We start from the raw sequence: 25002 nt of genomic DNA, 5'->3' as shown, positions 1-25002 counted from the left end.
TGTGCGCGCCCTGCGCTGGGCGGCGCGGCAGGCGCGCGCTCAGGCGGCGTCGGTCGCGCGGCGGGCGAAGCCGCGGTAGGCCGCCCAGGCCAGCAGGGCGATGATCATCGAGCCGATCAGGGTATCGGCCGGCGTCGACCAGACCAGCAGGCCGCAGGCGACCAGCGCGCCCATGCCGAGCATGCGCTCGCGCCCGCTGGACGGTCGTGCGCGGGTGCCCAGCAGCAGCGCCAGGCCGGCGGAGGCGTAGGCCATCACCACCAGCATCACCACCATCTCGATCAGCGTCTCGAACTGGTCGCCGACCGTCGGCGCCAGGGTCAGCACCGCCAGCGCGCTCATCGACACGGTCACGATCAGCAGGCCCCAGCCGGCCGAGCCGTTGTCGCGCAGGCGGCCGAAGATCGCGGGCAGGTAGCCGCGCTGGGCGGCGCGCGCGCCGGTCTCGCCGGAGACCAGCATCCAGCCGCCCAGGGTGCCGGTGGCCTTGATCGCGGCCGCGGCGGCCATCGCCGGGATCGCCCACGCGCCGAACATCTCGCCGGCCACCAGCGCGAACGGCGCGCTGGACTCGGCCAGCACCTCCGCCGGCACGATGCCCATCATCAGCACCGAGGAGATCAGGTACACGGTGCCGGCGATCAGGATGCCGCCGATGGTCGCGCGCGGCACGTTGCGGTCCGGGTCGTCGACCACGCCGGCCACCATCGCCCCGGTCTCCAGGCCGACGAAGGCCCAGAAGATCGGCGCCAGCGAGCCGAACATCACCGCCGCGTCCGACTGCCCGGACACGTTCCAGGCGCTGCGGTAGATCTCGCCGTCGAAGCTCGCCCAGCCGGCGCCCAGCACGCAGGCCACCGGCAGCAGGCCGAAGATCACGCAGAACGACTGGAAGCGCGCGATCGGCCGCGGGCCCATCAGGTTCAGCGCGAACATCAACCAGATCAGCAGCAGCTGGCCGGCCAGGCGCACGCCGTAGCCGTCGTCCACCGGCAGCAGCAGGATCAGGTAGCCGAAGGCCGCCACCGCGATCGCGTTGTTGCCGATCCAGGAGGAGATCCAGTACAGCGTGCTGGTGAGGAAGGCGAGGTCGCGGCCGAGCACCGGGCGCACGTAGTCGTCCGGGGAATCCATGTGCGGATACAGCCGCGCCAGCCGCGCGAACGCGGCGCCCAGCACCACCGCCAGCGCGGTGGCCAGCAGCCAGCTCAGCGCGGTCACCGCGCCCGACTTGGCCAGCGTGGCCGGCAGCAGGAAGAAGCCGGAGCCGATCATGTTGTTGGCGACCATGAAGGTCGCGAGCACCGGGCCGATCTTCTTGGCGTGGGTTGTCATGGGCGGTGCCGGTTCGGCCAGGACGGGGACGGGCGGGCGCGGCCGTGCGGCCCGGTCAGCGCGGGTGGCGCAGCTTGCTCCGGCGGTAGCCGTAGGCGAAGTAGACGATGAAGCCGATCACCGTCCAGCTCAGCAGCACCAGCCAGTTGAGCAGCGGCATGATCGCGACCAGACCCAGGCAGAAGAGCACGCCCAGCGTGCCGACCAGATAGACCGCGGGAACGCGGAACGGGCGGTGCAGGCCCGGCTGCGTGCGCCGCAGGACCATCACGCCGATGCAGACGGTGGCGAAGGCCACCAGGGTGCCCATCGACACCACGTCGCCCAGCAACTGGATCGGCAGCAGCGCGGCCATGACGGCGGCGATCAGCGCGACCAGCACGGTGCCCTTGTGGGGCGTCTGGAACTTCGGGTGGATCGCCCCGAAGAAGCGCGGCAGCAGCCCGTCCTGGGCCATCGAATAGAAGATGCGCGGCTGCCCCATCAGCATGACCAGGATCACCGTCGTCAGGCCGGCGATGGCGCCGATCTCGACCAGGCTCTTGAGCCAGGACAGGGCGGGATAGGCTTCCAGCGCGGTGGCGACGGGCTTGGCCGTGCCCAGCGACGTGTAGGGCGCGATGCCGGTCAACACCGCCGAGACCGCGATGTAGATCACCGTGCACAGCAGGAGCGAGCCGAGGATGCCGATCGGCATGTCGCGCTGCGGGTTCTTCACCTCCTGCGCCGCGGTGGACACCGCGTCGAAGCCGATGTAGGCGAAGAACACGATCGAGGCGCCGCGCACGACCCCTTCCCAGCCGAAGCGGTCGCCGCCCTGGTTCTCCGGCACGAAGGGCAGCCAGTTCTCGGCGTTCACGTACTGCGCGCCGAACCCCAGCAGCAGCAGGATCACCAGCACCTTGACCGACACGATGATGGCGTTCGCGGTCGCCGACTGGGTGATGCCGACGTAGCACAGCGTCGCGACGGCGGCGATGATCAGCACCGCCGGCAGGTTGAACAGCGCGCCCGTGAGCACGAAGCTACCGAACTCGCAGGTGCCGGCCGAGGCCGCCTCGTGCGTGCAGAAATTGATCGGCGCCTGGCTGAGCGCGGCGGGAATGTGGATCCCGATGCTTTCCAGGAAGCTGAGCGTATAGCCGGACCAGCCGACGGCCACGGTGGACGCGGCGAACAGGTACTCGAGCACCAGGCTCCAGCCGACGAACCAGGCCACCGCTTCGCCCAGCGTGGCGTAGGTGTAGCTGTAGGCGCTGCCCGAGGCGGGGATCATGGCCGCGAACTCGGCGTAGCAGAGGCCGGCCATGGCGCAGGCGAATCCGGCGATGACGAAGCTGAGCATGATCGCCGGGCCGGCGTGATTGGCCGCGGCGGTTCCGGTGATGACGAAGATGCCCGCACCGATGACCGCGCCCAGGCCGAGCATCACCAGATGCTTGGCGGTGAGCGTGCGCTTGAACGTCGCTTCCCCCCGGATGCTTCCTTCGACGGGCTCCCCTGCGTCCACGTGCGGCTGGGCCTGGATCGGCTTCTTGATGAGCAGGTTGTTGAACATCTGGTTCCCCGAAGGATGAGTTCTCGATCGCCGCGGCCGCGATGATCGGTGCCGGCGGTCGTCGTGCCGCGCCCCCGCAACCGCCGTACCTTGCCAAAGCTGCAGGACGATCACAAGCGCATGAAGGCAGGGATAATGCCGCGACCCGCCTGCCGGAACCGCCGATGCCGATGCCCGCCGCGACCAGCCGTCGCCCCCGCCTGGCCGCCGAACTGGCCGCCTACGGGCGCCGCTGGCGCGAGGAGGCGGCGGCGACCGCCGCATTCATCGAACTCGCCGGGGACGCCGCGGATCCGTTCGTGCGCGAGCGCCTCGCCGGCCACTTCACCGCCTCGGCCTGGCTGGTCAGCGCCGACGGCCGGCGCACGCTGCTGGTGCACCACCGCAAGCTCGGCCGCTGGCTGCAGCCCGGCGGCCATGCCGATGGCGATCCGGACCTGGCGGCCGTGGCGTTGCGCGAGGCGCAGGAGGAGACCGGCGTCGCCGGGCTGCGGCTGGAGCCGGGCATCTTCGACCTCGACCGCCACCGCATCCCCGAGCACGGCGGGGTGCCGGCGCACTGGCACTACGACGTGCGCTACGTGGTCCGCGCCGGCGCCGACGAGCGCTGCGCGGTCAGCGCGGAATCGCTGGCGCTGGCCTGGCGCGGCATCGACGACCTCGCGCGCGACGGCGACGCCGATCCCTCGCTGCGCCGCATGGCGCGCAAGTGGCTGGCGCGCGCGCCGGCGGCGTAGGGGCGCGCCGGGCGGGGACGGCTACGGCGGATCGCCGTCCCCGGCCAGCCCCAGCTCGGCGCGCATCGCCTCGCGCATGAGGTACTTCTGCGCCTTGCCCGAAACGGTCATCGGGAAGGTCTCCACGAAGCGCACGTAGCGCGGCACCTTGTAGTGCGCGATGCGGCCGCGGCAGAACGCGCGCACCGCCTCCTCGTCGAGCTGGGCGCCTTCGGCGAGCCGGATCCAGGCGCAGATCTCCTCGCCGAAGCGCGCGTCCGGCACCCCGAACACCTGCACGTCGGCGATCGCCGGGTGGCCGTGCAGGAACTCCTCGATCTCGCGCGGGTACACGTTCTCGCCGCCGCGGATCAGCATGTCCTTGAGCCGGCCGACGATGCGGCAATAGCCGTCGGCATCGAGCGTGGCCAGGTCGCCGGTGCGCATCCAGCCGTCGGCGTCGAGCACCTCGGCGGTGCGCTGCGGCTCGCCCCAGTAGCCGCGCATCACCGAATAGCCGCGCGTCCACAGCTCCCCGGTCTCGCCCGGCGCCACGGTGCGGCCGTCGGCGTCGACGAGCTTCGCCTCCACGTGCGGGTGGATGCGGCCGACCGAATCGACGCGCCGGTCGAGCGGGTCGTCGGGCGTGGTCTGGAAGCTGACCGGGCTGGTCTCGGTCATGCCGTAGGCGATGGTGACCTCGCTCATATGCATGCGCGAGACCACCCGTTTCATGACGTCCACCGGGCAGGGCGAGCCGGCCATGATCCCGGTGCGCAGGCTGGAGAGGTCGTAGGCGTCGAAGTCGGGCAGGCCGAGCATGGCGATGAACATCGTCGGCACCCCGTGCAGGGCGGTGCAGCGTTCGGCCTGCACGGTGCGCAGGGTGGCCTGCGGGTCGAAGCCTTCGCCCGGCACCACCATGCAGCTGCCGTGGGTCGCACAGGCCAGGTTGCCCAGCACCATGCCGAAGCAGTGGTAGAACGGCACCGGGATGCACAGCCGGTCGTGCTCGGTCAGGCGCATGCGCTCGCCGACGAACCAGCCGTTGTTGAGAATGTTGCGGTGGGTGAGGGTCGCGCCCTTGGGCGAGCCGGTGGTGCCGGAGGTGAACTGGATGTTGATCGGCTGCTCCGGCCGCAGGCCGGGCTCGACCGCGCGCAGCCGCGCGTGCGCCGCGGCATCGTCGCAGGCGGCCACGTCGTCGAAGCGCCAGGCGCCGGGCACGTCCTCGCCTTCGCCCAGCACCAGCACGTGGCGCAGGTCCGGCAGGCGCTCGGCGAACAGCAGCCCCGGCGCGGCCCGCGCCAGCTCCGGGGCCAGCTCGCGCAGCATGTCCAGGTAGCGCGAGGTCTTGAACGCGCGCGCCAGCACCAGCGCGCGGCAGCCCACGCGGGTGAGCGCGTATTCGAGTTCGTGGCTGCGGTAGGCCGGGTTGATGTTGACCAGCACCAGGCCGGCGCGCGCGGTGGCGAACTGCATCAGCACCCATTCGGCGCGGTTGAGCGACCAGATGCCGACGCGGTCGCCCGGCGACAGGCCCAGCGCCAGCAACCCGGCGGCCAGCCGCGAGACCGCGCGGTCCAGCGCGCGCCAGTCCATCCGCACGCCTTGCGGCGGCACCACCAGCGCGGGGCGATCCGGCCAGGTGCGGGCGATGCGCGCCAGCAGCGCGCCGACGGTCTCCTCCAGCAGCGGGGGCGCGTCGGCGCCGCGGACGTGGCTGGTGGCGAGCGGGGCGGTGCGGGACATCGGCTGGCGCACGGAACGGGCGGGGCTCCATCCTAACCGCGACCGCGCGCCGGGCGCACCGCAGGCGATCGCCTACAATACGGCGCGCTTTCCAGGAACCCACGATGTCCGAGTTTCCCGATTGCCCGCAGTGCGGGCGCTCCAACGTCTACGCCGACCGCGACCAGTGGGTCTGCCCCGATTGCGGCCACGAATGGCCCGCCAGCGCCGCGAGCGAGGAGGCCGCCGGTCCGGTGGTGCGCGACAGCAACGGCAACCCGCTGGCCGCCGGCGACACCGTCGTGGTGATCAAGGACCTCAAGGTCAAGGGATCGTCGATCCCGCTCAAGCAGGGCACGGTGATCCGCAACATCCGCCTGGTCGAGGACGACCCGGAGCACATCGAAGGCCATTCCGACAAGATCAAGGGCCTGGTGCTGAAGACGCAGTTCCTGCGCAAGGCCTGAGCGAGGCGTCTTCCGAATCGGGTGCAGCGAAGCGGCGGGGCCCGGTCGCCGGCAAATTCACCAGGCTCCCTGCAGTTGACCGGGAAGCGTGGCGGCGATAACGCGTGGCCATGGAGCTGGCCTGCACTGGCCGCATTGCTTACCGTCCGGGCTTCCGGCGCCGGATTGCACGATCGAGCGTCGATTGGCAATGGTTGGCGATCGCCTTTCTCGCGTCCTCGTCGGTACCCTCGAGAGTGGCCGATCCACCAATCACGGTACGGGCTTCTTGCAATGCTCTCCGCGCGCCGTCAGCGCTTCTCCTCAATACCCGTGGCCCGTGTTGCGCCGGAGGGACGGCAGGCAAGTGCAATCTGTCGTTCGTCGTCAACAGAGACGAAAGAAAGCATATCTCGAGAAACGCGGCCAGGTATTCTTCGTCTTGCTTCCGGGCTGCCGCTGCCGCACTGGCATGCAGGCTCTCGTGCAGGCCCGTGGATATCGAGTTTCTGACGGAGGTTCTGAAGGCGATGTTGGATTCGTCGCTTGCCGTGACATAGATTTCGATGATTGCGTAATCCGTCGCCTCGTGGCGCCTGACTATTCTCAGTCTCGACTCAGGTCTTACGAAGACCAATCTCAGGTCGATCGGTCTTTCTGCGCGTTCGGACGCATATCTTAGCCAGTGGACTGCGTTCTCGATTTCTTCATGCAGCCATTCCGTGTCGTTCCACGCGGGGCTATCGAATTCGGTGTCTCTGGCCACCGTCAACATCGAGCCATCCTTTGCAGCCGCGCTCGCCACGATCGTGCTCGAAATTTCCCGTTTAAGAGGGGTTGATGGATCCCCCTCCAAAGCGCTGGTGGAGTCGATGAACTCGCTGCCACCGAATCTGATTTGCCTCACGGCCCAGAATTCACCGGTGGCGGGTAATCCTGCGCAGGCGGAGGCGAGGAGTGAAGCGCATAGTGCCAAAAGAAAGCATATCCCCTTAGTGCTCATGTGCTGTTCCGCCAACGAGGTAGCGCGGGGGAGTCTGGTGGTCGGATTTTGTTCGCGTCAAGTCCGTTTCTTCGACATGATTCGGGGCTCTTGCCCGTAGCCGCATATGGACGCAGCGTTCGATCCGCTGTGATTCGGCGCATGGCGGTAGGCTGAGCCAGCGTGCCGATGCCGACGCCGACCGCAAGCAGTGGGTCCGGCCCCGAATGCGGCCGCGAGGTCCGCGAACGCCGCGAGCGGGGAGGCCGCCGGTCCGGTGGCGAGCGACAGCAACGGCGCGGGGCGCGAGGGATCGGGTGCGATCCCGGCCTCTACGGCCCAGCCTCTACAGCATCGCCAGCTCGACGTTGCGCAGGGTGCGGCCGTACTGGTCGCGCAGGTGCACCTTGCGCTCCAGGTCGGCGACGATGTGCCCGCTGAAGTCCACGCCGGTGAGGTCCTCGATCATGTTCAGGCCGCCCGGCGTGTCGACGTTGATCTCCATCATCTTGTCGCCGACGATGTCCAGGCCGGCGAAGTACATGCCGTCGCGCACCAGTTTCGGGGCCGCGATCTCGGCAAGGCGAAGCGCGTCGGCGTCGGGCTCGGCGGCCTCGTAGCGGCCGCCGGCGCTGATGTTGCTGCGCGCGTCGCCGCTGCCGCTGTAGCGGCGCAGGCAGGCGTAGGTGCCGTCGACCCGCAACGGGCGGCCGTTGAGGGTGAGCAGGCGCAGGTCGCCATCTTTCGCCGCCGGCAGGTACTCCTGCACGATGGCGTAGCCGTCGCGGACCACCGCGTCGATCATCTGGTTGAGGTTGGCCTCGCTGTCGGGGGCCACCACGAACACGCTCTGGCCGCCGGAACCCTGCAGCGGCTTGATGACCCCGTGGCCGCCGTGGGCGGCGATGAAGGCCTTGATCTCGTCGGGGTTCAGGGTGATGCAGGTCTCGGGCCGCAGGGCTTCGGGGAAGTGCTGGAAATAGGTCTTGTTGGCGGCGTCGGTGAGGTGGGTCGGATCGTTGAGCACGATGACGTGCTTGGCCGCGGCCAGCTGCGCGAACAGCAGGCCGCTGTTGGGCGCCCAGGGCCGGTCCTCCAGTTCCTCGGCCGGATCGCTGCGCAGTATCAGCACGTCCAGATCCTCGACGCAGATGCGCTCGCTGGTCGCGTCCTCGGCCTGCAGCTCGGCCAGCAGCGCGGCGTCGTCGGCGTAGTCGCCGCGGCGCGGGATGCGCGCCCTGGCGCAGACGCGGCCGTCGGCGTCGTAGATGAAGTCGCCCAGCCCGATCACGGCGACGCGATGGCCGCGCGCGGCGGCGGTCCGGGCCAGGCGGATGGTGGTGTAGTTGTCCTGCTCGGTCTCGATGCGGTTGACGACGAAGCCGATGGCGATGGCGGCGCGGGTCATGCGGCGGGTTCCGTGTGGTAGAGGCGGTGCACGGGCAGGCTGCGGCACAGCGACAGCCGGTGCGGGAAATCGTCGCCGCCGCAGTAGCGCGGCAGCAGCGCGGGCGGGGCCAGCCAGCCCGCCCCCCGCAGCGCTTCGAGCGCGGGCAGGTGGGCGAGCGCGAACTTGCCGGCGAACAGTGCCTCGAAGTCGCCGCCGGCGTGCAGGTACGCGACCAGGTCGCGCAGGCCGCGCAGGTACACCGCGTCCTTGGTCAGCCCGCCGCCGCGCAGCGCGCGCACCGCCACGTCGAAGGCGTCGTCGGTCGGCAGCCCCTCGGCGGCGTGCAGCCGCTCGAAGATTCCAGGCACGTCGCCGCCTTCCAGCGCCATCGCGGTGGCGACCACGCGCGCGGCCAGCACCCGCAGGCGCTCGCCCGGCAGGTAGCCGGCCAGGAATTCCGCCAGCACGCCCAGCCCTTCCTGCAGCGGATCGTAGTGGGCCAGTCCCACTTTCAGTTGCGCCAGCGGTTGCCGCGCGCCGTTGTGGCGGGTGACCACGTGGGTGCCGATCTCGTGCTGGATCAGCGGCTGCAGGCGCGCGCGCGGCAGGCGCAGGTTGCCGTCCACGTAGAACGTGCCGTGCGAGACCATCATCATCGAGTTGAGGTCGGTATCGACGATGACCTCGGCATGGAAGTCCGGCGCGCGCTCGCCGTACCAGGCCAGTTCGGCCTCGACCGCGGCCATCGTCTCGTCGATGCCGGCGTCGGCGGGCAGCGGTGCGCTGGTCGGCACCTCGCGCAGGATCCGTTCGGCCAGCGCCAGCAATTCGGGTTCGACGCCGCCGAACAGCGCCACGCTGGCCTCGACGAAGCCGGGACGGCCGCGCAGCCGCACCAGCTCGACCTGCCGCACGAGTTCGTCGCGCTTCTCGGCCAGCAGGCCGGCCAGCAGCGGCGATTCGATGTTCTCCACCGGCAGCGCTTCCAGGCGCGCGCGGGCGGTATCGAGGTCGAGTCCGAGGTCGATGTAGCGCAGCGCCGGCGCTTCCTGGCGGCCGCTGTCCTCGAAGGCCCGCCACAGCGCGTCGTTGCCGATCGGCGACAGCGCCAGCAGCCAGTCGAGTTCGGCGTCGAGCCTGGCCAGTTCCGCGTCCACCGCCGCAGCCACCGGCGGCAGCGCGCGCGGCGCGGTATCGGCGGGCCGCGCGGCGGTGTTCATGCGCCGAACGCGCCGCGCACCGCGGCCACCGCGCGCTCCAGGCCCTCGCGCAGGTCATACAGGCGCGCGATGTCGGCCTGGCCGGTCCACTCGTCCATGAAGGTCTTCTTGTACTCGATGGACAGCGTGCAGATCCGGTTGCCGTAGCGGGCGTGGATCCACTCCGGGAAGTAGCCGCCGCCCGGATAGCGCACGTTCTCGCGCACGTCGGGGCGGGCGCCGGCGACCGGCTGCGCGCGCAGGGCATCGGCGAACGCGTCCACCACCTCGCCCCAGCGGCCGCGGTCGAGCGTGGTCGCGCCGAGATCGATCTCCGGATTGCCGTCGGCCGGCGCGGGCGCGGCTTCGGCGCCGTCGCGGCGGTGGTTGTAGCTGTGCAGGTCGAGCACCAGCAGGCTGCCGTGGCGATCGAGCAGGGCGTCCAGCAGCTCGGCCGCCATCGCATAGAAGCGGTCGTGGATGGCCTGCGAGTGCTCGATTTCCTCGGCCGGCAGCTCGCCGTTCCAGAAGCGGATGCCCCAGGTGTCGGCAGGATCGCTGGACAGCGCCTTGTCGCGCGGGCGGTTCAGATCGACCTCGAAGCGCGAGCGGCGCGCCCGCAGGCGGACATCCCCGACGCCGGCGAACAGCCCGGTCAGCGGGTCCTCGTCGCGGCGGCGGGTCTCGGTGTCGATCAGCAGCCGCTCGCGCAGCGAATCGCGCATGGCGTGCCCATCGTGGATCGCGGCCGCCAGCACCGGGCCGTCGCCCAGGACCAGGTCCCAGTCTTCGCAGGGGCGTACGGCCAGGCACTTCGCCTCGCGCAGCCAGCGGGAAGAGGCAGCGGTTGCGTGGTTCATGGCCGCGCATGCTGGCCGCCGTCGCATGAGGCGCCCGTGGAGACGCGCCGGCGGCGTTCAGGCAGATGCACGCGGCGTCAGGCATCGCTGCCGGCGTCGGACCGCGCTATGCGACCTCGATCTCCACCTCGCCGACGCGCACGCGCTGGCCGGCGCGGATCTTGGCGGTCTTGCGCAGCTCGACCGCGCCGTCCACGCGCACCTCGCCGGCGGCCACCAGCGCCTTGCCGGCGCCGCCGCTGTCGACCAGCCCGACGAGCTTGAGCAATTGGTTGAGTTCGACGAAGTCGCGGTCGAGCGCGAAGCGGATGCGGGGCATGCGCGCATCTTCGCACGGACCTGAGGCGCGCACCGCCGCTACGGCGCGGTCTCCTCCGGCGGCACGCCGGGCACGCCGACGCGGATGGCGCGGGAGTAGTCGTCCCGGCTGGCGGCGCGGGCGCGCGCGTTGATGTGGCCGCGCGCGCGCAGCGTCGCCAGGTCGACCCCGGGCGTCAGCCCGCCCTGGTCGTGGACGTAGCCGTCGAAGTAGCCCGACAGCAGCAGGCGCGGGTCCAGCGGCAGCCCGGGCGCCAGCCGGCGGGCCAGCTCGAACACGATCGTGGTGCAGTTGCTGGTCGCGGTGTTGTAGAACGCCGGCTCGCGGCGGATGCGCTCGGCCTCGTCCAGATAGCCCAGGAACAGCGCGCGCAGGTCCTGCGGCGGCACGTTCAGCCGGTACAGGTACACGTCCTCGCCGCGGGCGTTGCTGCGGGTGCGCACGATGTCGCGCTCGTCGGCGGCGATCAGCACCTGCTCGAACTGGCGGAAGAAGCCGCCGATGGCCGAGAAGCGCTCGTGGCGTTCCTTGCGGATCTCCAGCGAGAACACCAGCCGCTGGCCGTCGTCGAAGCCGAACGAGACCAGGGTGTGGGCGATCGCCGGGCCCATCCAGTACGACAGCACCAGGTCGGCGCTGCGCAGGCGGCGCAGGTCGTAGCTGCGGGTTTCCCAGCGCACGTCGTAGTCGTCCGGCGTGCGCCATTCGAAGTCGCGGACCTCGTGCAGGACCACGCGGTCGCCGTCGATCTCGGCGCGCAGCAGCCGCGCGACGTCGTCCGCCCAGACCCGGTCGTGCGAGGGCGCGAGCGTGCTCCACCAGCCGAGCAGGACGGCGAAAGCGGCCGCCCACAGCAGCGGGGCGGCACGGCGCCCGGTCCACAGCCCGCGGACGGCCGCCGCGGTCAGCGCGAGCCAGAGCGCGGGCAACGCGGCGCGCAGCGCGGGCGGCGACGGGCCCTGGTACCACAGCGCCAGCGCGCCCCAGGCCGCGCAGGCCAGCGCGAGCGTCGCGAGCGCGATGCGCAGCGCCGCGCGCCGGCGCCCGGGGGCTTGGGCGGCCGGCTGCGTCATCGGTCGGCGCGGGCGCGCCAGGGCGCCGCCGCGGCGCGCGTGCGCACGCTCATCGCGGTGTCAATGCGCGCGCGGGCGCAGCCAGTCCAGCGCGGTCCGCAGGCGCGCATGCAGGGGCGGATCCACCGGGCCTTCGTCCATCAGGCCGGACGCCAGCGCGCGCCGGAACGGGGGCAGGCCGGCGCTGGCGCGCAGCGCCAGCCAGCGCACCGGGCGCATCGCGGCGCGGTCGTCGGTGTACAGCTCCACCACCGCGCGGGTAGCCAGGAACAGCGGCAGGCTGCCGCGGCGGTGGCGGCGGTCGTAGCGCGCCAGCGCCTGCGGATGGGCCGGATCGGCGTGGCGCTGCAGCGACAGCCGCACCGCCTCGGCCAGGCGCTCGACCCCGGCCAGGCCGAGGTTGAAGCCGTGCGCGGTGACCGGGTGCATGCCGACCGCGGCGTCGCCGACCAGCGCGGCGCGGGTGGTCGCGAAGCGCCGCGCGAACACCGCCACCAGCGGGTAGCGGTGGCGGCTGCTGGCGGTGCGCATCGGGCCGAGGCGGCCTTCCAGCCGGCGCTCGACCTCGCGCGCGTAGGCCTCGTCGTCGAGCGCCTCCAGCCGCGCGGCCTCGTGGCCGGCGAGCGTCAGCACCACCGAGGAGGTGTGCGCGTCCAGCGGCAGCACCGCGCGCGTCTGCGCGTCGCCGAACCATTGCCAGGCCTCGCCCTCGTTGCTCACCTCGTCGTGGCGCATGCGGCACACCAGCATGTGGCGGCCGAAATCGTGCAGGTCCGCCTCGATGCCCAGCGCCTGCCGGGTCTGCGAGAAGCGGCTGTCGGCGGCGACCAGCAGCCCGGCGCGCAGCACGCGGCCGTCGGCGAGGACGACCTCGGCGGCGCGCTCGTCGGTGCGGACCGAGGCGACCGGGGCGCCGGCATGGACGCGCACCTCCGGCAGCGCCTGCACCGCGCGCCAGGCGGCCGCGCGGATCAGGTGATTGGCGACCAGGCAGCCGAGGCGGTCGTGGCCGCTGTCCAGTCCGTCCACGCGCAGCTCGCGCGAGACGTCGCGCTCCATCACCCGCGCCACGCGCAGCGGCCAGGCCGCGTCCTCGGGCAGGTGCGCCCAGATGCCCAGCTCGCGCAGCAGGCGCATCGAGCCGTGGGTGAGGGCGATCTCGCGGCCGTCGAACGCGGGCTCGGCCAGCGCGGCCTCCGGCTGCCGTTCGACGAGCTCCACGCGCAGGCCGAGCGGGGCCAGGGCGCAGGCGAGGGCGAGGCCGGCGGGGCCGGCGCCGATGACGACGACGTCGGTCGTCCAGGGGGAGGCGGATGCGGTCATGGGGGCAGAGTCTATGCCTTCCGGCGGACGGGCGGCTTGACCTGGCTCAAGGTGGGCCGGATCGCGCCCGGCGCGCCCGCGCGGTAGGCTCTGCGCCCCCAAGGCGGTGCGGTGAGGCGAATGGGCGACGACGGAGGATGGTGGCGGCGCGTCTGGTCGCGCCTGCGCGGGCCGGTGGACGCGTCGGGCAAGCGCCTGCGGCGGCCGTTCGTGCGCCGCTACGGGCGCTACGCCTCGCTGCAGTTCACGCGCCGGCAGACCCAGAGCCGGATGCTGGCCGAGGATCCGGACCGCCTGCTGATCGACTACACGCGCACCATGCTGGCCGCCCTGCTGTGGGCGCCGGCGCAGGCGCGCATCGGCATGATCGGGCTGGGCGGCGGTTCGCAGGCCAAGTTCATCCACCGCTACCTGCCCGCGGCGCGGTTGGAGGTGGTGGAGAACAATCCCTGGGTGATCGGGCTGCGCGGTGAGTTCGGCGTGCCGCCCGACGACGCGCGGCTGCAGGTGATGCTGGGCGACGGTGCGGAGTTCGTGGCCGCGCGCCCGGGCCGCTACGACGTGCTGCTGGTGGACGGCTACGACGAGACCGGCATTCCGCCGATGCTGGCCACCGACGCGTTCTACGCCGCCTGCCGGCGCGCGCTCGCGCCGGGCGGGGCGCTGTCGGTGAACCTGTTCTGCGCCGATGCCGACCGGCACCTGGCGCGGTTGCGCGCGGCCTTCGGCGCCGATCGGGTGCTGCAGGTGGAGGAGACCCGGATGCGCAACCGCGTCGCCTTCGCCTGGACCGGGGCGCGGCCGCCGGCGGATGCGGCGAAGCGGCTGCTGGCCGCTCTGCCCGCCGCGGCCGCGCCGCAGCTGGCGCCGGCGCTGGAGCGGGTGGCGCGGGCGCTGGCGGCGTCGGACGGGCGCTGACGGCGAAGCGCCCGGCGGGGCCGGGCGCTCGTGCGGACTCAAGGCGGAGGCTATTCCTCCTCTTCGCCCGGATTCGGCTCGCGGCGCGGCTCGCGGCCGCCCTGGCGGTCGGGATCCTGCTCGCGTCCGGGCGGCTGGCCTTGGGCCGGCGGCCGGCCCTGCGGGTGCTGTGCGCTCATCTGGGACTCTCCATCGTGTCGGGGGACGCGGCGTCCGCTCGGACAGCCGCGCACCGACGCTAGGCGCCGGCCGCGGCGCGGGACGTGAAATCGCGGTCGCGGCGGCGTGAGGAGGCTGAACCCTTCAGCGCGGTACCGGGGGCGTTACCCGATATGGGCGAGCACGTGCTCGGCGCTGGAAACCTTGAACTCGCCCGGCGCCTCCACGAACAGCTCGCGCACCACGCCGTCCTCGGCGTACAGCGCGAAGCGCTTGGCGCGCATGCCCATGCCGTAGGCGCTGGCGTCCATCTCCAGGCCGAGCGCGCGGGCGAAGTCGCCGTTGCCGTCGGAGAGCATGCGCAGGCCGGCGGGCACGCCGAGCTGCTCGCCCCAGGCATGCATCACGAACGGGTCGTTGACCGCCAGGCAGGCGACCTCGATCCCGCGGGCGCGGAACTCGTCGAAGCGCTCCACGAAGCCCGGCAGGTGGCGTTCGGAGCAGGTCGGGGTGAACGCGCCCGGGACCGCGAACAGCACCACCTTGCGGTGCTCGAACAGGGTCGGGGTGTCGATGGCCTGGACGCCATCGTCGAAGTACTTGAGCACCACTTCGGGGATGCGGTCGCCGGGCTGGATGGGCATGGGGGAAACCTCGCTGGGGGAGTGAACGCAGTCTAGCCGCTCTCCGGGCCCCTCTTGAAACCGGCGGCGCGGACGCTACATCGCCGTCATCCCGGGCCGCGCGATGGCGCCGGTCCCGTTACCAGGCGTATCCAGGAGGAGCACACGATGAGACACGTTGTCCGCAATCCGCTGCAAGGCGCCGCCGCGTCCGGCTTCCAGGACGAACTGCGGCAGATGTTCAACACCTTCTTCCAGGCCGACGACGACCAGGACGCTTCGTCCGTGGTGACCAGCCAGTGGGTCCCGCGGGTCGACATCAAGGAGGAGTCCAACCGCTTCGTGATCTACGCCGACCTGCCGGGCATCGATCCGGCCGACGTCGAGGTGCTGATGGACAAGGGCATCCTGAGCATCCGCGGCGAGCGCCGCAACGAGACCCAGGAGGAGAACGGCAAGTTCTCGCGCGTGGAGCGCCGCTACGGCAGCTTCCACCGCCGCTTCGCGCTGCCCGACAGCGCCGATCCCGATGGCGTGACCGCGTCCGGCCACAACGGCGTGCTGGAGATCAGCATCCCGAAGCGGCCGGAGACCACGCCGCGGCGCATCCAGGTCGGCAAGCCCGAGTCGATGCCCACCCGGCAGTAAGGGCGGGCGCACGCGTCGCCGACGCAATGCCGGGCGCCCGATGGGCGCCCGGCTTCGTTCCGGCCCCTTACACTAGGCGCGTGGGCGGCGGGCGCCGTCCGGGCCGCGAAGCCGCGTGTACGACCCATTCCTCCGCGCGTTGCCCCTAGACCCGCTACGGGCCTGCGCAGCGACGGACCGGGCAGCACACGGGCGGGCTTTACGCCTCGGGCGTTTCGGCCGCCCACGTTCCCAGGCCTCCGTGCTCGTCGGCGAGCCCGCCGGACCGTCCGGCGGGCCGCGCGAGCCATCCAGACAGAAGACGGGCGAATGCAGTTCAAGGATTACTACGACACCCTCGGCGTCGAGCCGGGCGCCAGCGAGGCGGACATCAAGACCGCGTATCGCCGGCTGGCGCGCAAGTACCACCCCGACGTCAGCAAGGAGGCCGATGCCGAGGAGCGCTTCAAGGCCATCAGCGAGGCCTACGAGGCCCTGCGCGACCCCGCCAAGCGCAGCGCCTACGACCAGCTTCGCGCGCGCGGCTACCGCCCGGGCGACGAGGTGCAGCCGCCGCACGGCGGCTTCGGCGGCGGCGAGGGCCCCGATTTCGACGAGATCTTCGCCGGCGGCGCGGGCGGCGGCTTCAGCGACTTCTTCGAGGAGCTGTTCGGGCGCCGGCGCGGCGCCTATCGCGGCGCGCAGGGCCCGCAGGCGCCGCGCGGGGATACCCGCGCGCGGTTGGCGGTGCCGCTGGAGGCGGTCTACCACGGCCGCAGCGTGCGCATCTCGGTCAACGGCAAGTCGCTCGACGTCAACGTGCCGCGCGGGATCCGCCCGGGCCAGGTGATCCGGCTCAAGGGCCAGGGCACGCACGGCGACCTGTTGCTGGAGATCGAGTACGCCGCGCATCCCGACTTCGAGGCCGACGGCGCCGACATCATCCACGTGCTGCCGGTGGCGCCCTGGGAAGCGGCGCTGGGCGCGACGGTCAGCGCGCCGACCCTGGGTGGCCCGGTGGAGCTGAAGATCCCGCCCGGCTCCGAGGCCGGCCGCCGGCTGCGCCTGCGCGGGCGCGGCCTGCCCGGCACGCGCGGCGCGCCGCCCGGCGACCAGATCGTCGAGCTGGAGGTGCTGGCGCCGAAGGCGGAAACCGAGGCGCAGCGCGAAGCCTATCGGCAGCTCGAGCGGGCATTCGGCAGCGACTGGCGGCGCTGAGTCGCGGCGGCCTCGCGCCCCTGGCGGTCGCGAGGTCGCTCCGCCGTAGCCGCGGCGACGGCGTGGCTCTCCCGCGAGCGGGCGCACGTCGTTCGTTCTGCCGCGAGCGGGTCCACGCTGTTTTTCCCTTCTCCCGCGAGCGGGTGAAGGTGGCGTGCAGCGCCGGACGAGGGCGCGTTCGGGACGTTCCCTCGCGGGCTGGAAGCGTCGGGAACTACGGCGCCGCGCCCAGGCTGCTGGCGATGGCGTCGGCGAGTTCGGTCTCGCTGAACGGCTTGGTCAGATAGCCGCGCGCGCCCTGGCGCATGCCCCAGATGCGGTCGGTCTCCTGGTCCTTGGTGGTCACCAGCACCACCGGGATGTGCCGCGTGGCCGGGTCGCGAACGATCGCGCGCGTGGCCTGGAAGCCGTTGAGGTTGGGCATCACCACGTCCATCAGGATCAGGTCCGGCAATTCGCGCTTGGCCGCGTCCACGCCGGCCTGGCCGTCCTCCGCGGTCAGCGCCTCGTGGCCCAGCTTCTCGACGATGCGGCGGATGCCGGCCAGCTGCGAAGGCGAATCGTCGACGATCAGGATGCGCGCCATGGAGTTCCCCGTGTCCTGCGCCCGATTGTAGCGGCGGGGCATGCCCCCGCAAGCGACGCGATGTGCGCTGCGTCGCGGCGTCGCGCGCGGTTGCCGGGCGCCGGCGCGGCGGAAGCCCTCCGGCGGCACGGCGCGCCGGGCGCTCCATGTCCGCGCCGCTGCGCGGTCGGCAGGCCCGCGACGGTCCCCCGAAGCGGCACGGGGCCGGGCGCGCCCAGCGAACCGGTCGCCCCGAACGCGTCTACCGCCCAGGCTCCGGGCCGATGCGCACCAGGGTGCGGCCGAGGCCGCCGCCGGCGAGCAGGCGCGCGAAGGCGTCGGGCAGGGTGTCGAGCGTGGCCTCGTGCTGCGCGATGCGGTCGAGGTGGCGCGGCTTCCAGTCGCTGGCCAGCCGGCGCCAGACCTCGTCGCGGATGTCGCGCGCGGTGCCGGCGGAGGCCACGCCCAGCAACGAGACGCCGCGGATGATGAAGGGCATGACCGTGGTCTCCAGCGTGGGGGAGGCGGCCAGCCCGGCGCTGGCCACGTTGCCGTAGGGCGCGGTCTGCGCGAGCAGGCCGGTCAGCATCGGACCGCCGACGTTGTCGAGGCCGCCGCCGAAGCGCGCGGACTCCAGCGCCCGCCGCACGTCCAGCGCCTCGCGCCCGAGCACCTCCGCGGCGCCGATCGCGCGCAGGTAATCGGCCTGCTCGGGCTTGCCGCTGATGGCGTGCACGGTGTAGCCGGCACGGTCGAAGATGTCGACCGCCAGCGAGCCCACGCCGCCGGTGGCGCCGGTGACCGCGAGCGGGCCGAGCGCCGGCGTCTGCCGGTTCTCGGTCATGCGCAGCAGCGCGAGCGCGGCGGTGAAGCCGGCGGTGCCCAGGATCATGCTCTCGCGCAGGTCGAGCCCTGCGGGCAGCGGCACCGCCCACTTCGCCTCCAGCCGCGCGTACTCGGCGTAGCCGCCGTCGCGGGTCTCGCTGAGGCCGCAGCCGGTGACCAGCACCGCGTCGCCCTCGCGGAAGGCCGGGTCGCGCGACTGCACGACGTGGCCGGCCACGTCGATGCCCCCGACCAGCGGGAACCGGCGCAGGATCTTGCCCTGGCCGGTGCCGGCCAGGGCGTCCTTGTAGTTGACCGAGGAGTAGGCGGTGCGGATCACCAGTTCGCCTGGAGCGAGGTCGTCCAGCGCGATCTCCTCGAGGCCGGCGCGGTAGCCGGCATCGTCGTCGTGGATGCGGAAGGCGCGGAAGCGGGCGGGGACGGTCATCGGCGAACCTCGTCGGCGTGGAAGAAAGCCGTCATGGTAAGCATCCAGGCAGGGGACGGAGGCGATCGAACGAATTCGAGCGTGCCCGTCCCGTCTGCCCGTTCGTCGTTCCCGCCGCGCGCCTAGCGCATCACGCTCCGGCGCTTCTCGTCGAGCCACTTCGACGCCTGCGCGGGCTCGTAGGCCCGCATCCACGCCAGCAGCGCGTCGATGTCGTCGCCGTACCAGAGGTCGGCGCGCTGCTCGGGGTGCAGGAAGCGCTCGGCGACCATGCGGTCGATCATGCCGATCAGCGGCGCGTAGAAATCCTCGATGTCGAGGAAGGCGCAGGGCTTGTCGCCGATGCCGAGCTGGCGCCAGGTGAGCATCTCGAAGATCTCTTCCATCGTGCCGAAACCGCCGGGCAGGGCGACGAAGCCATCGGCCAGATCGAACATGCGCATCTTGCGCTCGTGCATCGAGCCCACCACCACCAGCTCGGTCAGGCCCGGATGCGCGACCTCCCAGTCCACCAGTTGCTGCGGGATCACCCCGGTGACCTCGCCGCCGGCTTCCAGCACGGCGTTGGCCACCGCGCCCATCAGCCCGACGTTGCCGCCGCCGTAGACCAGCCGCAGCCCTTCGCGCGCGATCCGGTCGCCCAGCGCCATCGCCCGCTCGACGTAGGCGGGCCTGTTTCCGGGGTTGGAACCGCAGTAGATGCAGATGCTGTTCATGGCGTTGCGACCAGGGGCCGGAGGCCAGGGACCAGGGAGAAGCGGGCCGTGCTCGTCCCGGGCCTCCGGCGGCTGATCCCTGGCCCCTCCACCGTCAATTCGCCTTGTGGATCGCCCGCTTGTCCACCGCCATCGCGGCATCGTGGACGACTTCCGACAGCGAGGGATGCGCGTGGCAGATCCGCGCCAGGTCGTCGGCCGAGCCCTTGAACTCCATCGTCAGCACGCCCTCGTGCACCAGCTCGGACACGTTCGCGCCGACCAGGTGCATGCCCAGCACGCGATCGGTCTCGGCGTGGGCGAGCACCTTCACGAAGCCGGCGGGCTCGCTCATCGCGACCGCGCGACCGTTGGCCGCGAACGGGAAGCTGCCCGCCTTGTACGGGATGCCCTCGGCCTTGAGCTGCTGCTCGGTCTTGCCGACCCAGGCGAGCTCCGGCTCGGTGTAGATGACCCACGGGATGGTGTCGAAGTTGACGTGGCCGGGAAGGCCGGCGATCAGCTCGGCCACCGCGATGCCTTCCTCGAAGCCCTTGTGCGCCAGCATCGGGCCCCTGACGCAGTCGCCGATGGCCCACACGCCGTCCACGCCGGTGTGGCAGTGCGCGTCGACCTCGATGCGGCCGCGGTCGTCGAGCTTGACCCCGGTGCCCTCGGCGAGCAGGCCCTGGCTGGCGGCCTTGCGGCCCACCGCGACCAGCAGCTTGTCCACGGTCAGGGTCTGTTCGCCGTCCTTGTCGGCGTAGCTGACCACGACTTCCTTCTTCTTGCCCTTGCCGGTCACTTCGGTCTTGGAGACCTTGGCCCCGAGCCGGATGTCCAGGCCCTGCTTCTTGAACTCCTTCAGCGCGACCTTGGACACCTCGGCATCGGCGGCGGCCAGGAAGTCGGGCAGGGCCTCGAGGATGGTCACCTCGGCGCCCAGGCGCTTCCACACGCTGCCCAGCTCCAGGCCGATCACGCCGGCGCCGATGACCGCCAGGCGCTTGGGCACTTCGGCGAAGTCCAGTGCGCCGACGTTGTCGACGATGGTCTCGCCGTCGAACTTGGCGAACGGCAGCTCGATGGAGTCGGAGCCGGCGGCGATGATCACGTTGGTGCCGGTCAGCTCGACCTCGGCGCCGTCGTGCTGCTTGACCACCACCTTGCGCCCCGGGTGCAGCGTGGCGAAGCCGTAGTAGGGCGCGACCTTGTTCGCCTTGAACAGCATCGCGATGCCGCCGGTGAACTGCTTCACGATCTTGTCCTTGCGCGCGACCATCGCGCCGACGTCGATCTTGGCGTCCTTGAAGCTGATGCCGTGGTCGCCGAACAGGTGGCCCATGTTCCAGAACTGGCGCGAGGAATCGAGCAGCGCCTTGGACGGGATGCAGCCCACCCGCAGGCAGGTGCCGCCGAGCGCCGGCTTGCCGTCCTTGCCCAGCGCGGCGTCCACGCAGGCGACCTTCATGCCCAGCTGCGCGGCGCGGATGGCGGCGTGGTAGCCGGCGGGGCCGGCTCCGATGACGACGACGTCGAATTGATGGTCTGACATGGTGCGAGTCCTGTTGTGTACGGGACTCGGGACTCGGGACCCGGGACCCGCAAAGCCGCAGCCTGCGCGTCCCGAGTCCTCGCTTGATCTAACGCCGAGCCCCGAGTCCCGAGTCCCGAGTCCCGGCTTCGGGCCTTACAGCCCCAGCAGCATGCGGTGCGGGTTCTCGAGCTGGTTCTTGATGTCGACCAGGAACAGCACCGCGTCCTTGCCGTCGATGATGCGGTGGTCGTAGGACAGCGCGATGTACATCATCGGCGCGGCGACGACCTGGCCGTTGTCGACGATCGGGCGCTCCTTGATCGCGTGCATGCCCAGGATCGCCGACTGCGGCGGGTTGACGATCGGGGTCGACATCAGCGAGCCGAAGGTGCCGCCGTTGGTGATGGTGAAGGTGCCGCCCTGCAGGTCGTCCAGGCCCAGCTTGCCGTCGCGCGCCTTCTTGGCGAAGTCGGCGATGCCCTGCTCGATCTCGGCGAAGCTCATGCGCTCGACGTTGCGCAGCACCGGGGTGACCAGGCCGCGATCGGTGGAGATCGCCACCGAGATGTCGGCGTAGCCGTGGTAGATGATGTCGTCGCCGTCGACCGAGGCGTTGACCACCGGGTGCTTGGCCAGCGCGTTGGCGGCGGCCTTGGCAAAGAAGCTCATGAAGCCGAGCTTGATGCCGTGGTCCTTCTGGAACTGCTCGCCCAGCTCCTTGCGCAGCGCCATCACCTTGCCCAGGTTGACCTCGTTGAACGAGGTCAGCATGGCGATGGATTCCTTGGACTGCATCAGGCGCTCGGCGATGCGCTTGCGGATGCGCGTCATCGGCACGCGCTCCTCGGGGCGCGCGCCGCCGGACACGCCCTGGGTCTTGCCGGAGGCGTAGTTGAGCAGGTCCTCCTTGGTCACCGCGCCGCGGCGGCCGGTGCCCTCGACCTGCGACGGGTCGATGCCCTTGCTCTCGGCGGTGAAGCGCGCGCCGGGCGGCAGGTCGGCGGTCTTGCCGCCGGAGACCGGCTGCGGCTTGGTCGAGGCCGGCGCCTTGTCGTCGGCCCGCTTCGCTTCCGGCTTGGGCTGCACTTCCTCGGCGCCGGCGGCCGGCGCTTCCTTGCCCTGGCTGCCCGATTCGGCGGGGGCGGCCTCGGCGGCGGCGCCCTCCTCGATGATCGCCAGCACCTGCTGGCTGTTCACCGTGGCGCCTTCCTCGAACTTGATCTCCTTGATCACGCCGTCGACCGTGGAGGGCACTTCCAGCACGACCTTGTCGGTCTCCAGGTCGACGAGGTTCTCGTCGCGCTTGACCGCGTCGCCGGCCTTCTTGTGCCAGGTCGCGATGGTGGCGTCGGAGACGGATTCGGGCAGGACGGGGACCTTGATTTCAGTGGCCATGCGGGCTTCCTGGCGGTGTGACGTGGAGAGGGGTGGACCGGCATCCGGGATGCCGGGGGCGGATCGCCGTGGCGGTCCTCATGGGGTCATTCGGCCGCGACCTTGCCCTTGAGCGGGTTGACCAGGGCGTCGGCGACGAGCTGCTTCTGCTCCTCGACGTGATCGTTGAAGTGCCCGACCGCGGGGCTGGGCGAGCGCGCGCGGCCGGCGTAGTGCAGCTTCTGGCCCTCGGCGAGGCAGGCGTCGAGATGGTGCTTGATCTGGTACCAGGCGCCCTGGTTCTGGGGCTCTTCCTGGCACCACACCAGGTCGGTGGCCTTGGCGTAGCGGGCCAGCTCGGCGGCCAGCAGTTCGCGTGGGAACGGATAGAGCTGCTCGATGCGCAGCAGCGCCACGTTCTCCAGCGACTGCTTCTGCGCTTCCTCCAGCAGGTCGTAGTAGACCTTGCCGGAGCAGGCGATCACGCGCTCGACCTTCTTCGGATCGGCGGCGCCGTCCGGGATCAGGTGCAGGAACTCGCCGCGGGCCAGCTCCTCCAGCGAGGACACCGCCAGCTTGTGCCGCAGCAGCGACTTCGGCGTCATCACCACCAGCGGCTTGCGCGTCTTCATGCACAGCTGCCGGCGGATCATGTGGAAGGCCTGCGCCGGCGTGGTGGGCACGCAGACCTGCATGTTCTCCAGCGCGCACAGCTGCAGGAAGCGCTCCAGCCGCGCCGAGCTGTGCTCCGGGCCCTGGCCCTCGTAACCGTGGGGCAGGAACAACGCCAGCCCGGACAGGCGCTGCCACTTGGCCTCGCCCGAGGACAGGAACTGGTCGATGACCACCTGCGCGCCGTTGGCGAAGTCGCCGAACTGCGCCTCCCAGATGTCGAGCGTGCCCGGCTCCGAGGTGGAGTAGCCGTACTCGAAGGCCATCACCGCTTCCTCGCTGAGCAGCGAGTCGATGATGGTGGCGTCGTCGGGATTCTTCACCAGCTGCTGCAGCGGGACGTAGTCCTCGCCGGTCTTCTGGTCGTGCAGCACCGCGTGGCGGTGGAAGAACGTGCCGCGGCCGGAATCCTGGCCGACCAGGCGCAGGCGGTGGCCCTCGTCGAGCAGGGTCGCGTAGGCCAGGTTCTCGGCGAAGCCCCAGTCGGCGGGCAGCTCGCCGGCGGCCATCTTGCGGCGGTCGTCGTAGATCTTGGCCACGCGCGGATGCAGGCTCAGCGATTCCGGCAGCGTGGTGATCTTTTCGGCCAACTCGACCAGGCGCTCGGGCGCGACCCGGGTGTCCACCGGATCGGACAGCCGGCCGGACAGGTAGGGGCTCCAGTCGATGGTGAGGTCGTAGTCGTCCGGCCGCGAGTCGGCCAGCTCGGTGGTCACCTCGCCGGCGTCGAGCTTGTTGCGGTAGTCGTCCACGATCGCCTTGACCGCGGACTCGTCCAGCACGCCCTCGGAAACCAGCTGCGCGGCGTACAGCTCGCGGGTGGTCTTGTGCTTGCGGATGATCTGGTACATCAGCGGCTGGGTCGCCGCCGGCTCGTCGGCCTCGTTGTGGCCGTGGCGGCGGTAGCAGACCAGGTCGATGACGACGTCCTTGCGGAAGGTCTGGCGGAACTCGTAGGCCAGCTCGATGCAGTAGACCACCGCTTCGGGATCGTCCGCGTTCACGTGCAGCACCGGCGCGCCGACCATCTTGGCCACGTCGGTGCAGTACAGGGTGGAGCGCGCGTCCTGGCGGTCGCTGGTGGTGAAGCCCACCTGGTTGTTGATGACCACGTGCACGGTGCCGCCGACGGCGAAGCCGCGCGCCTGCGACATCTGGAACAGCTCCATCACCACGCCCTGGCCGGCGAAGGCGGCGTCGCCGTGCAGCAGCACGGGAATCACGGCCTTGCGCTCGCGGTCGCCGCGGCGGTGCTGGCGCGAGCGCGCGCTGCCGGCCACCACCGGGTCCACGATCTCAAGGTGCGACGGGTTGAACGCCAGCGCCAGGTGGACGGCGCCGCCGGGGGTCTGCACGTCCGCCGAGAAGCCCATGTGGTACTTGACGTCGCCGGTATGGGGACGGTCGCCGGCGACGTGCTCGAACTTGCCCTCGAACTCGTCGAACAGCTTGCGCGGGTTCTTGCCGAGGGTGTTGACCAGCACGTTCAGGCGGCCGCGATGGGCCATGCCGATCACCAGATCCTTGACCCCGTCCTGGCCGGCGCGCTGGATCAGCGCGTCGAGCAGCGGGATCAGCGAGTCGCCGCCTTCCAGCGAGAAGCGCTTCTGGCCGACGTACTTGGTGTGCAGGTAGCGCTCCAGGCCCTCGGCCGCGGACAGGCGCTCGAGGATGCGGCGCTTCTGTTCCGGCGTGCGGCGGAAGCGGCCGCCGTCGAGCTCCAGGCGGCGGTAGATCCACTGCCGCTGCTCGACTTCCGGGATGTGCATGAACTCCGCGCCGATCGGCCCGGTGTAGGTGGCCTTGAGCAGCGCGAGCAGGTCGCGCAGCTTCATGCGCTCGTTGCCGGCGACGCCGCCGGTGCTGAAGTCGGTGTCGAGGTCGCGCTCGGACAGCGAGTGGAACGGCAGTCCCAGGTCCGGCGGATCGATCGGCGTGGTCAGGCCCAGCGGGTCGAGCCGGGCGCTCAGGTGGCCGCGCGCGCGGTAGGCGGTGATCAGCCGGCCGACGTTGCGCTCGCGCTCGTCGCCGGCCCCGGCGACCGCCTGGCCGCGCAGCGCGAGGCGACCGGCCTCGGCCACCGCCGCCATGACCGCCGAGTGCGGCACGTCGCCGTGCTCGCGGCCCTTGAAGCCCTCGAACCAGGTTTTCCAGCGGGGATCGACGCTGTCGGGATCCACGAGGTACTGCTCGTACAGCTCCTCGATGTAGGCGGCGTTGGCGCCGAGTTGCGACGACTGGGCGAACTGCTTCAGAAGACTGTCCACGTCTGGTTTGGGGCTCGGGGAGAAGGGGGCTGCGCGGCCCGGACGTGGATCGAATCGGTCGCCCGGGCGCGGACGCATGGAAGATCCCGATTATAGCCTCAGCCGGCGGCGAGACGCGACCCGCGCGAGCCGCGGGCGCGCG

At 71.4% G+C, this 25002-nt stretch carries 23 protein-coding genes; 5 read left to right on the top strand and 18 right to left on the bottom strand.

Going from position 1 to position 25002, the window contains the following annotated elements; all coding sequences use genetic code 11:
- Positions 1-39: 39 nt before the first annotated feature.
- Both Z164_RS0110080 and Z164_RS0110075 read right to left on the bottom strand, forming a co-directional pair.
- Positions 40-1335: an amino acid permease gene (locus Z164_RS0110080; RefSeq protein ID WP_024890578.1), complete on the bottom strand. Its 1296-nt coding sequence runs from the start codon at positions 1333-1335 to the stop codon at positions 40-42.
- Positions 1336-1390: 55 nt separating this feature from the next.
- The gene (locus tag Z164_RS0110075) at positions 1391-2893 is read right to left on the bottom strand and encodes an amino acid permease (protein ID WP_024890577.1); all 1503 of its coding nucleotides are present in this window, start codon (positions 2891-2893) and stop codon (positions 1391-1393) included.
- Between the two features lie 164 nt (positions 2894-3057).
- Here Z164_RS0110075 and Z164_RS0110070 point away from each other — a divergent pair, with 164 nt between their 5' ends.
- On the top strand, positions 3058-3630 hold the full coding sequence (locus Z164_RS0110070) for an NUDIX hydrolase (protein WP_201769593.1): 573 nt from the start codon (positions 3058-3060) through the stop codon (positions 3628-3630).
- A gap of 21 nt (positions 3631-3651) precedes the next feature.
- Here the strand turns inward: Z164_RS0110070 and Z164_RS0110065 are convergent, their stop codons facing one another.
- Positions 3652-5361, bottom strand: a complete 1710-nt coding sequence (locus Z164_RS0110065; protein WP_024890575.1) for an AMP-binding protein — start codon at positions 5359-5361, stop codon at positions 3652-3654.
- Positions 5362-5465: 104 nt separating this feature from the next.
- Here Z164_RS0110065 and Z164_RS0110060 point away from each other — a divergent pair, with 104 nt between their 5' ends.
- Complete coding sequence (locus Z164_RS0110060; protein ID WP_024890574.1) at positions 5466-5807, top strand: zinc ribbon domain-containing protein YjdM; 342 nt, start codon at positions 5466-5468, stop codon at positions 5805-5807.
- A gap of 139 nt (positions 5808-5946) precedes the next feature.
- On the opposite strand, the gene Z164_RS22460 is transcribed toward Z164_RS0110060, so the two are convergent.
- From Z164_RS22460 to ubiM, 7 genes are all read right to left on the bottom strand, one after another.
- Positions 5947-6789, bottom strand: a complete 843-nt coding sequence (locus tag Z164_RS22460; RefSeq protein ID WP_152540916.1) for a hypothetical protein — start codon at positions 6787-6789, stop codon at positions 5947-5949.
- 325 nt (positions 6790-7114) lie between these two features.
- Positions 7115-8176 (bottom strand): ATP-grasp domain-containing protein, encoded by a 1062-nt coding sequence (locus tag Z164_RS0110055; protein ID WP_201769592.1) that lies wholly within the window; start codon positions 8174-8176, stop codon positions 7115-7117.
- Positions 8173-9378 (bottom strand): peptidase MATCAP family protein, encoded by a 1206-nt coding sequence (locus Z164_RS0110050; protein WP_024890572.1) that lies wholly within the window; start codon positions 9376-9378, stop codon positions 8173-8175. Before Z164_RS0110050 ends, Z164_RS0110055 begins: the two co-directional genes overlap by 4 nt.
- Entirely contained in the window at positions 9375-10217 is an 843-nt protein-coding gene (locus tag Z164_RS0110045; protein WP_024890571.1) for an N-formylglutamate amidohydrolase, read from the bottom strand. Before Z164_RS0110045 ends, Z164_RS0110050 begins: the two co-directional genes overlap by 4 nt.
- 106 nt (positions 10218-10323) lie before the next feature.
- Positions 10324-10536, bottom strand: a complete 213-nt coding sequence (locus Z164_RS0110040) for an RNA-binding S4 domain-containing protein (protein ID WP_024890570.1) — start codon at positions 10534-10536, stop codon at positions 10324-10326.
- A 38-nt stretch (positions 10537-10574) separates the two neighbouring features.
- Complete coding sequence (locus Z164_RS0110035; RefSeq protein ID WP_052338404.1) at positions 10575-11609, bottom strand: Lnb N-terminal periplasmic domain-containing protein; 1035 nt, start codon at positions 11607-11609, stop codon at positions 10575-10577.
- Positions 11610-11669: 60 nt separating this feature from the next.
- The gene (gene ubiM, locus Z164_RS0110030; RefSeq protein WP_024890568.1) at positions 11670-12932 is read right to left on the bottom strand and encodes a 5-demethoxyubiquinol-8 5-hydroxylase UbiM; all 1263 of its coding nucleotides are present in this window, start codon (positions 12930-12932) and stop codon (positions 11670-11672) included.
- A 120-nt stretch (positions 12933-13052) separates the two neighbouring features.
- On the opposite strand from ubiM, the gene Z164_RS0110025 reads away from it, so the two are divergent.
- Complete coding sequence (locus tag Z164_RS0110025) at positions 13053-13850, top strand: spermine/spermidine synthase domain-containing protein (protein WP_024890567.1); 798 nt, start codon at positions 13053-13055, stop codon at positions 13848-13850.
- Positions 13851-13900: 50 nt separating this feature from the next.
- Here Z164_RS0110025 and Z164_RS23555 read toward each other — a convergent pair whose 3' ends face one another.
- Entirely contained in the window at positions 13901-14029 is a 129-nt protein-coding gene (locus Z164_RS23555) for a hypothetical protein (RefSeq protein ID WP_269079012.1), read from the bottom strand.
- 144 nt (positions 14030-14173) lie between these two features.
- Positions 14174-14653: a peroxiredoxin gene (locus tag Z164_RS0110015; protein ID WP_024890566.1), complete on the bottom strand. Its 480-nt coding sequence runs from the start codon at positions 14651-14653 to the stop codon at positions 14174-14176.
- 147 nt (positions 14654-14800) lie between these two features.
- Here Z164_RS0110015 and Z164_RS0110010 point away from each other — a divergent pair, with 147 nt between their 5' ends.
- Both Z164_RS0110010 and Z164_RS0110005 read left to right on the top strand, forming a co-directional pair.
- The gene (locus tag Z164_RS0110010; RefSeq protein WP_024890565.1) at positions 14801-15280 is read left to right on the top strand and encodes an Hsp20/alpha crystallin family protein; all 480 of its coding nucleotides are present in this window, start codon (positions 14801-14803) and stop codon (positions 15278-15280) included.
- A gap of 309 nt (positions 15281-15589) precedes the next feature.
- Positions 15590-16477: a DnaJ C-terminal domain-containing protein gene (locus tag Z164_RS0110005; protein ID WP_024890564.1), complete on the top strand. Its 888-nt coding sequence runs from the start codon at positions 15590-15592 to the stop codon at positions 16475-16477.
- Positions 16478-16691: 214 nt separating this feature from the next.
- On the opposite strand, the gene Z164_RS0110000 is transcribed toward Z164_RS0110005, so the two are convergent.
- The 6 genes from Z164_RS0110000 to Z164_RS0109975 form a co-directional block, all read right to left on the bottom strand.
- Positions 16692-17063, bottom strand: a complete 372-nt coding sequence (locus Z164_RS0110000) for a response regulator (protein WP_024890563.1) — start codon at positions 17061-17063, stop codon at positions 16692-16694.
- 241 nt (positions 17064-17304) lie between these two features.
- A complete protein-coding gene (locus tag Z164_RS0109995; protein ID WP_024890562.1) occupies positions 17305-18315 on the bottom strand; it encodes a YhdH/YhfP family quinone oxidoreductase in 1011 nt (336 codons plus the stop codon).
- Between the two features lie 122 nt (positions 18316-18437).
- A complete protein-coding gene (locus Z164_RS0109990) occupies positions 18438-19031 on the bottom strand; it encodes an LOG family protein (protein ID WP_024890561.1) in 594 nt (197 codons plus the stop codon).
- 94 nt (positions 19032-19125) lie between these two features.
- The gene (gene lpdA / locus Z164_RS0109985) at positions 19126-20565 is read right to left on the bottom strand and encodes a dihydrolipoyl dehydrogenase (RefSeq protein ID WP_024890560.1); all 1440 of its coding nucleotides are present in this window, start codon (positions 20563-20565) and stop codon (positions 19126-19128) included.
- A gap of 135 nt (positions 20566-20700) precedes the next feature.
- Complete coding sequence (sucB, locus tag Z164_RS0109980; protein WP_024890559.1) at positions 20701-21942, bottom strand: dihydrolipoyllysine-residue succinyltransferase; 1242 nt, start codon at positions 21940-21942, stop codon at positions 20701-20703.
- An 86-nt stretch (positions 21943-22028) separates the two neighbouring features.
- Positions 22029-24860, bottom strand: a complete 2832-nt coding sequence (locus Z164_RS0109975) for a 2-oxoglutarate dehydrogenase E1 component (RefSeq protein ID WP_043689737.1) — start codon at positions 24858-24860, stop codon at positions 22029-22031.
- Positions 24861-25002 lie beyond the last annotated feature (142 nt).

This window comes from Luteimonas huabeiensis HB2 (assembly GCF_000559025.1).
GTDB classification, from domain to species: Bacteria; Pseudomonadota; Gammaproteobacteria; order Xanthomonadales; family Xanthomonadaceae; genus Luteimonas; species Luteimonas huabeiensis.
Note: the sequence above shows the minus strand (reverse complement) of the source record. Positions and strands in the feature narration are given on the sequence as shown.

Excerpts from the sequence above, each read along its gene's own strand:
- Z164_RS0110080 (WP_024890578.1), bottom strand. The coding sequence starts at position 1,335 with ATGACAACCCACGCCAAGAAGATCGGCCCGGTGCTCGCGACCTTCATG.
- Z164_RS0110075 (WP_024890577.1), bottom strand. The coding sequence starts at position 2,893 with ATGTTCAACAACCTGCTCATCAAGAAGCCGATCCAGGCCCAGCCGCAC.
- Z164_RS0110070 (WP_201769593.1), top strand. The coding sequence starts at position 3,058 with ATGCCGATGCCCGCCGCGACCAGCCGTCGCCCCCGCCTGGCCGCCGAA.
- Z164_RS0110065 (WP_024890575.1), bottom strand. The coding sequence starts at position 5,361 with ATGTCCCGCACCGCCCCGCTCGCCACCAGCCACGTCCGCGGCGCCGAC.
- Z164_RS0110060 (WP_024890574.1), top strand. The coding sequence starts at position 5,466 with ATGTCCGAGTTTCCCGATTGCCCGCAGTGCGGGCGCTCCAACGTCTAC.
- Z164_RS22460 (WP_152540916.1), bottom strand. The coding sequence starts at position 6,789 with ATGAGCACTAAGGGGATATGCTTTCTTTTGGCACTATGCGCTTCACTC.
- Z164_RS0110055 (WP_201769592.1), bottom strand. The coding sequence starts at position 8,176 with ATGACCCGCGCCGCCATCGCCATCGGCTTCGTCGTCAACCGCATCGAG.
- Z164_RS0110050 (WP_024890572.1), bottom strand. The coding sequence starts at position 9,378 with ATGAACACCGCCGCGCGGCCCGCCGATACCGCGCCGCGCGCGCTGCCG.
- Z164_RS0110045 (WP_024890571.1), bottom strand. The coding sequence starts at position 10,217 with ATGAACCACGCAACCGCTGCCTCTTCCCGCTGGCTGCGCGAGGCGAAG.
- Z164_RS0110040 (WP_024890570.1), bottom strand. The coding sequence starts at position 10,536 with ATGCCCCGCATCCGCTTCGCGCTCGACCGCGACTTCGTCGAACTCAAC.
- Z164_RS0110035 (WP_052338404.1), bottom strand. The coding sequence starts at position 11,609 with ATGACGCAGCCGGCCGCCCAAGCCCCCGGGCGCCGGCGCGCGGCGCTG.
- ubiM (WP_024890568.1), bottom strand. The coding sequence starts at position 12,932 with ATGACCGCATCCGCCTCCCCCTGGACGACCGACGTCGTCGTCATCGGC.
- Z164_RS0110025 (WP_024890567.1), top strand. The coding sequence starts at position 13,053 with ATGGGCGACGACGGAGGATGGTGGCGGCGCGTCTGGTCGCGCCTGCGC.
- Z164_RS23555 (WP_269079012.1), bottom strand. The coding sequence starts at position 14,029 with ATGAGCGCACAGCACCCGCAGGGCCGGCCGCCGGCCCAAGGCCAGCCG.
- Z164_RS0110015 (WP_024890566.1), bottom strand. The coding sequence starts at position 14,653 with ATGCCCATCCAGCCCGGCGACCGCATCCCCGAAGTGGTGCTCAAGTAC.
- Z164_RS0110010 (WP_024890565.1), top strand. The coding sequence starts at position 14,801 with ATGAGACACGTTGTCCGCAATCCGCTGCAAGGCGCCGCCGCGTCCGGC.
- Z164_RS0110005 (WP_024890564.1), top strand. The coding sequence starts at position 15,590 with ATGCAGTTCAAGGATTACTACGACACCCTCGGCGTCGAGCCGGGCGCC.
- Z164_RS0110000 (WP_024890563.1), bottom strand. The coding sequence starts at position 17,063 with ATGGCGCGCATCCTGATCGTCGACGATTCGCCTTCGCAGCTGGCCGGC.
- Z164_RS0109995 (WP_024890562.1), bottom strand. The coding sequence starts at position 18,315 with ATGACCGTCCCCGCCCGCTTCCGCGCCTTCCGCATCCACGACGACGAT.
- Z164_RS0109990 (WP_024890561.1), bottom strand. The coding sequence starts at position 19,031 with ATGAACAGCATCTGCATCTACTGCGGTTCCAACCCCGGAAACAGGCCC.
- lpdA (WP_024890560.1), bottom strand. The coding sequence starts at position 20,565 with ATGTCAGACCATCAATTCGACGTCGTCGTCATCGGAGCCGGCCCCGCC.
- sucB (WP_024890559.1), bottom strand. The coding sequence starts at position 21,942 with ATGGCCACTGAAATCAAGGTCCCCGTCCTGCCCGAATCCGTCTCCGAC.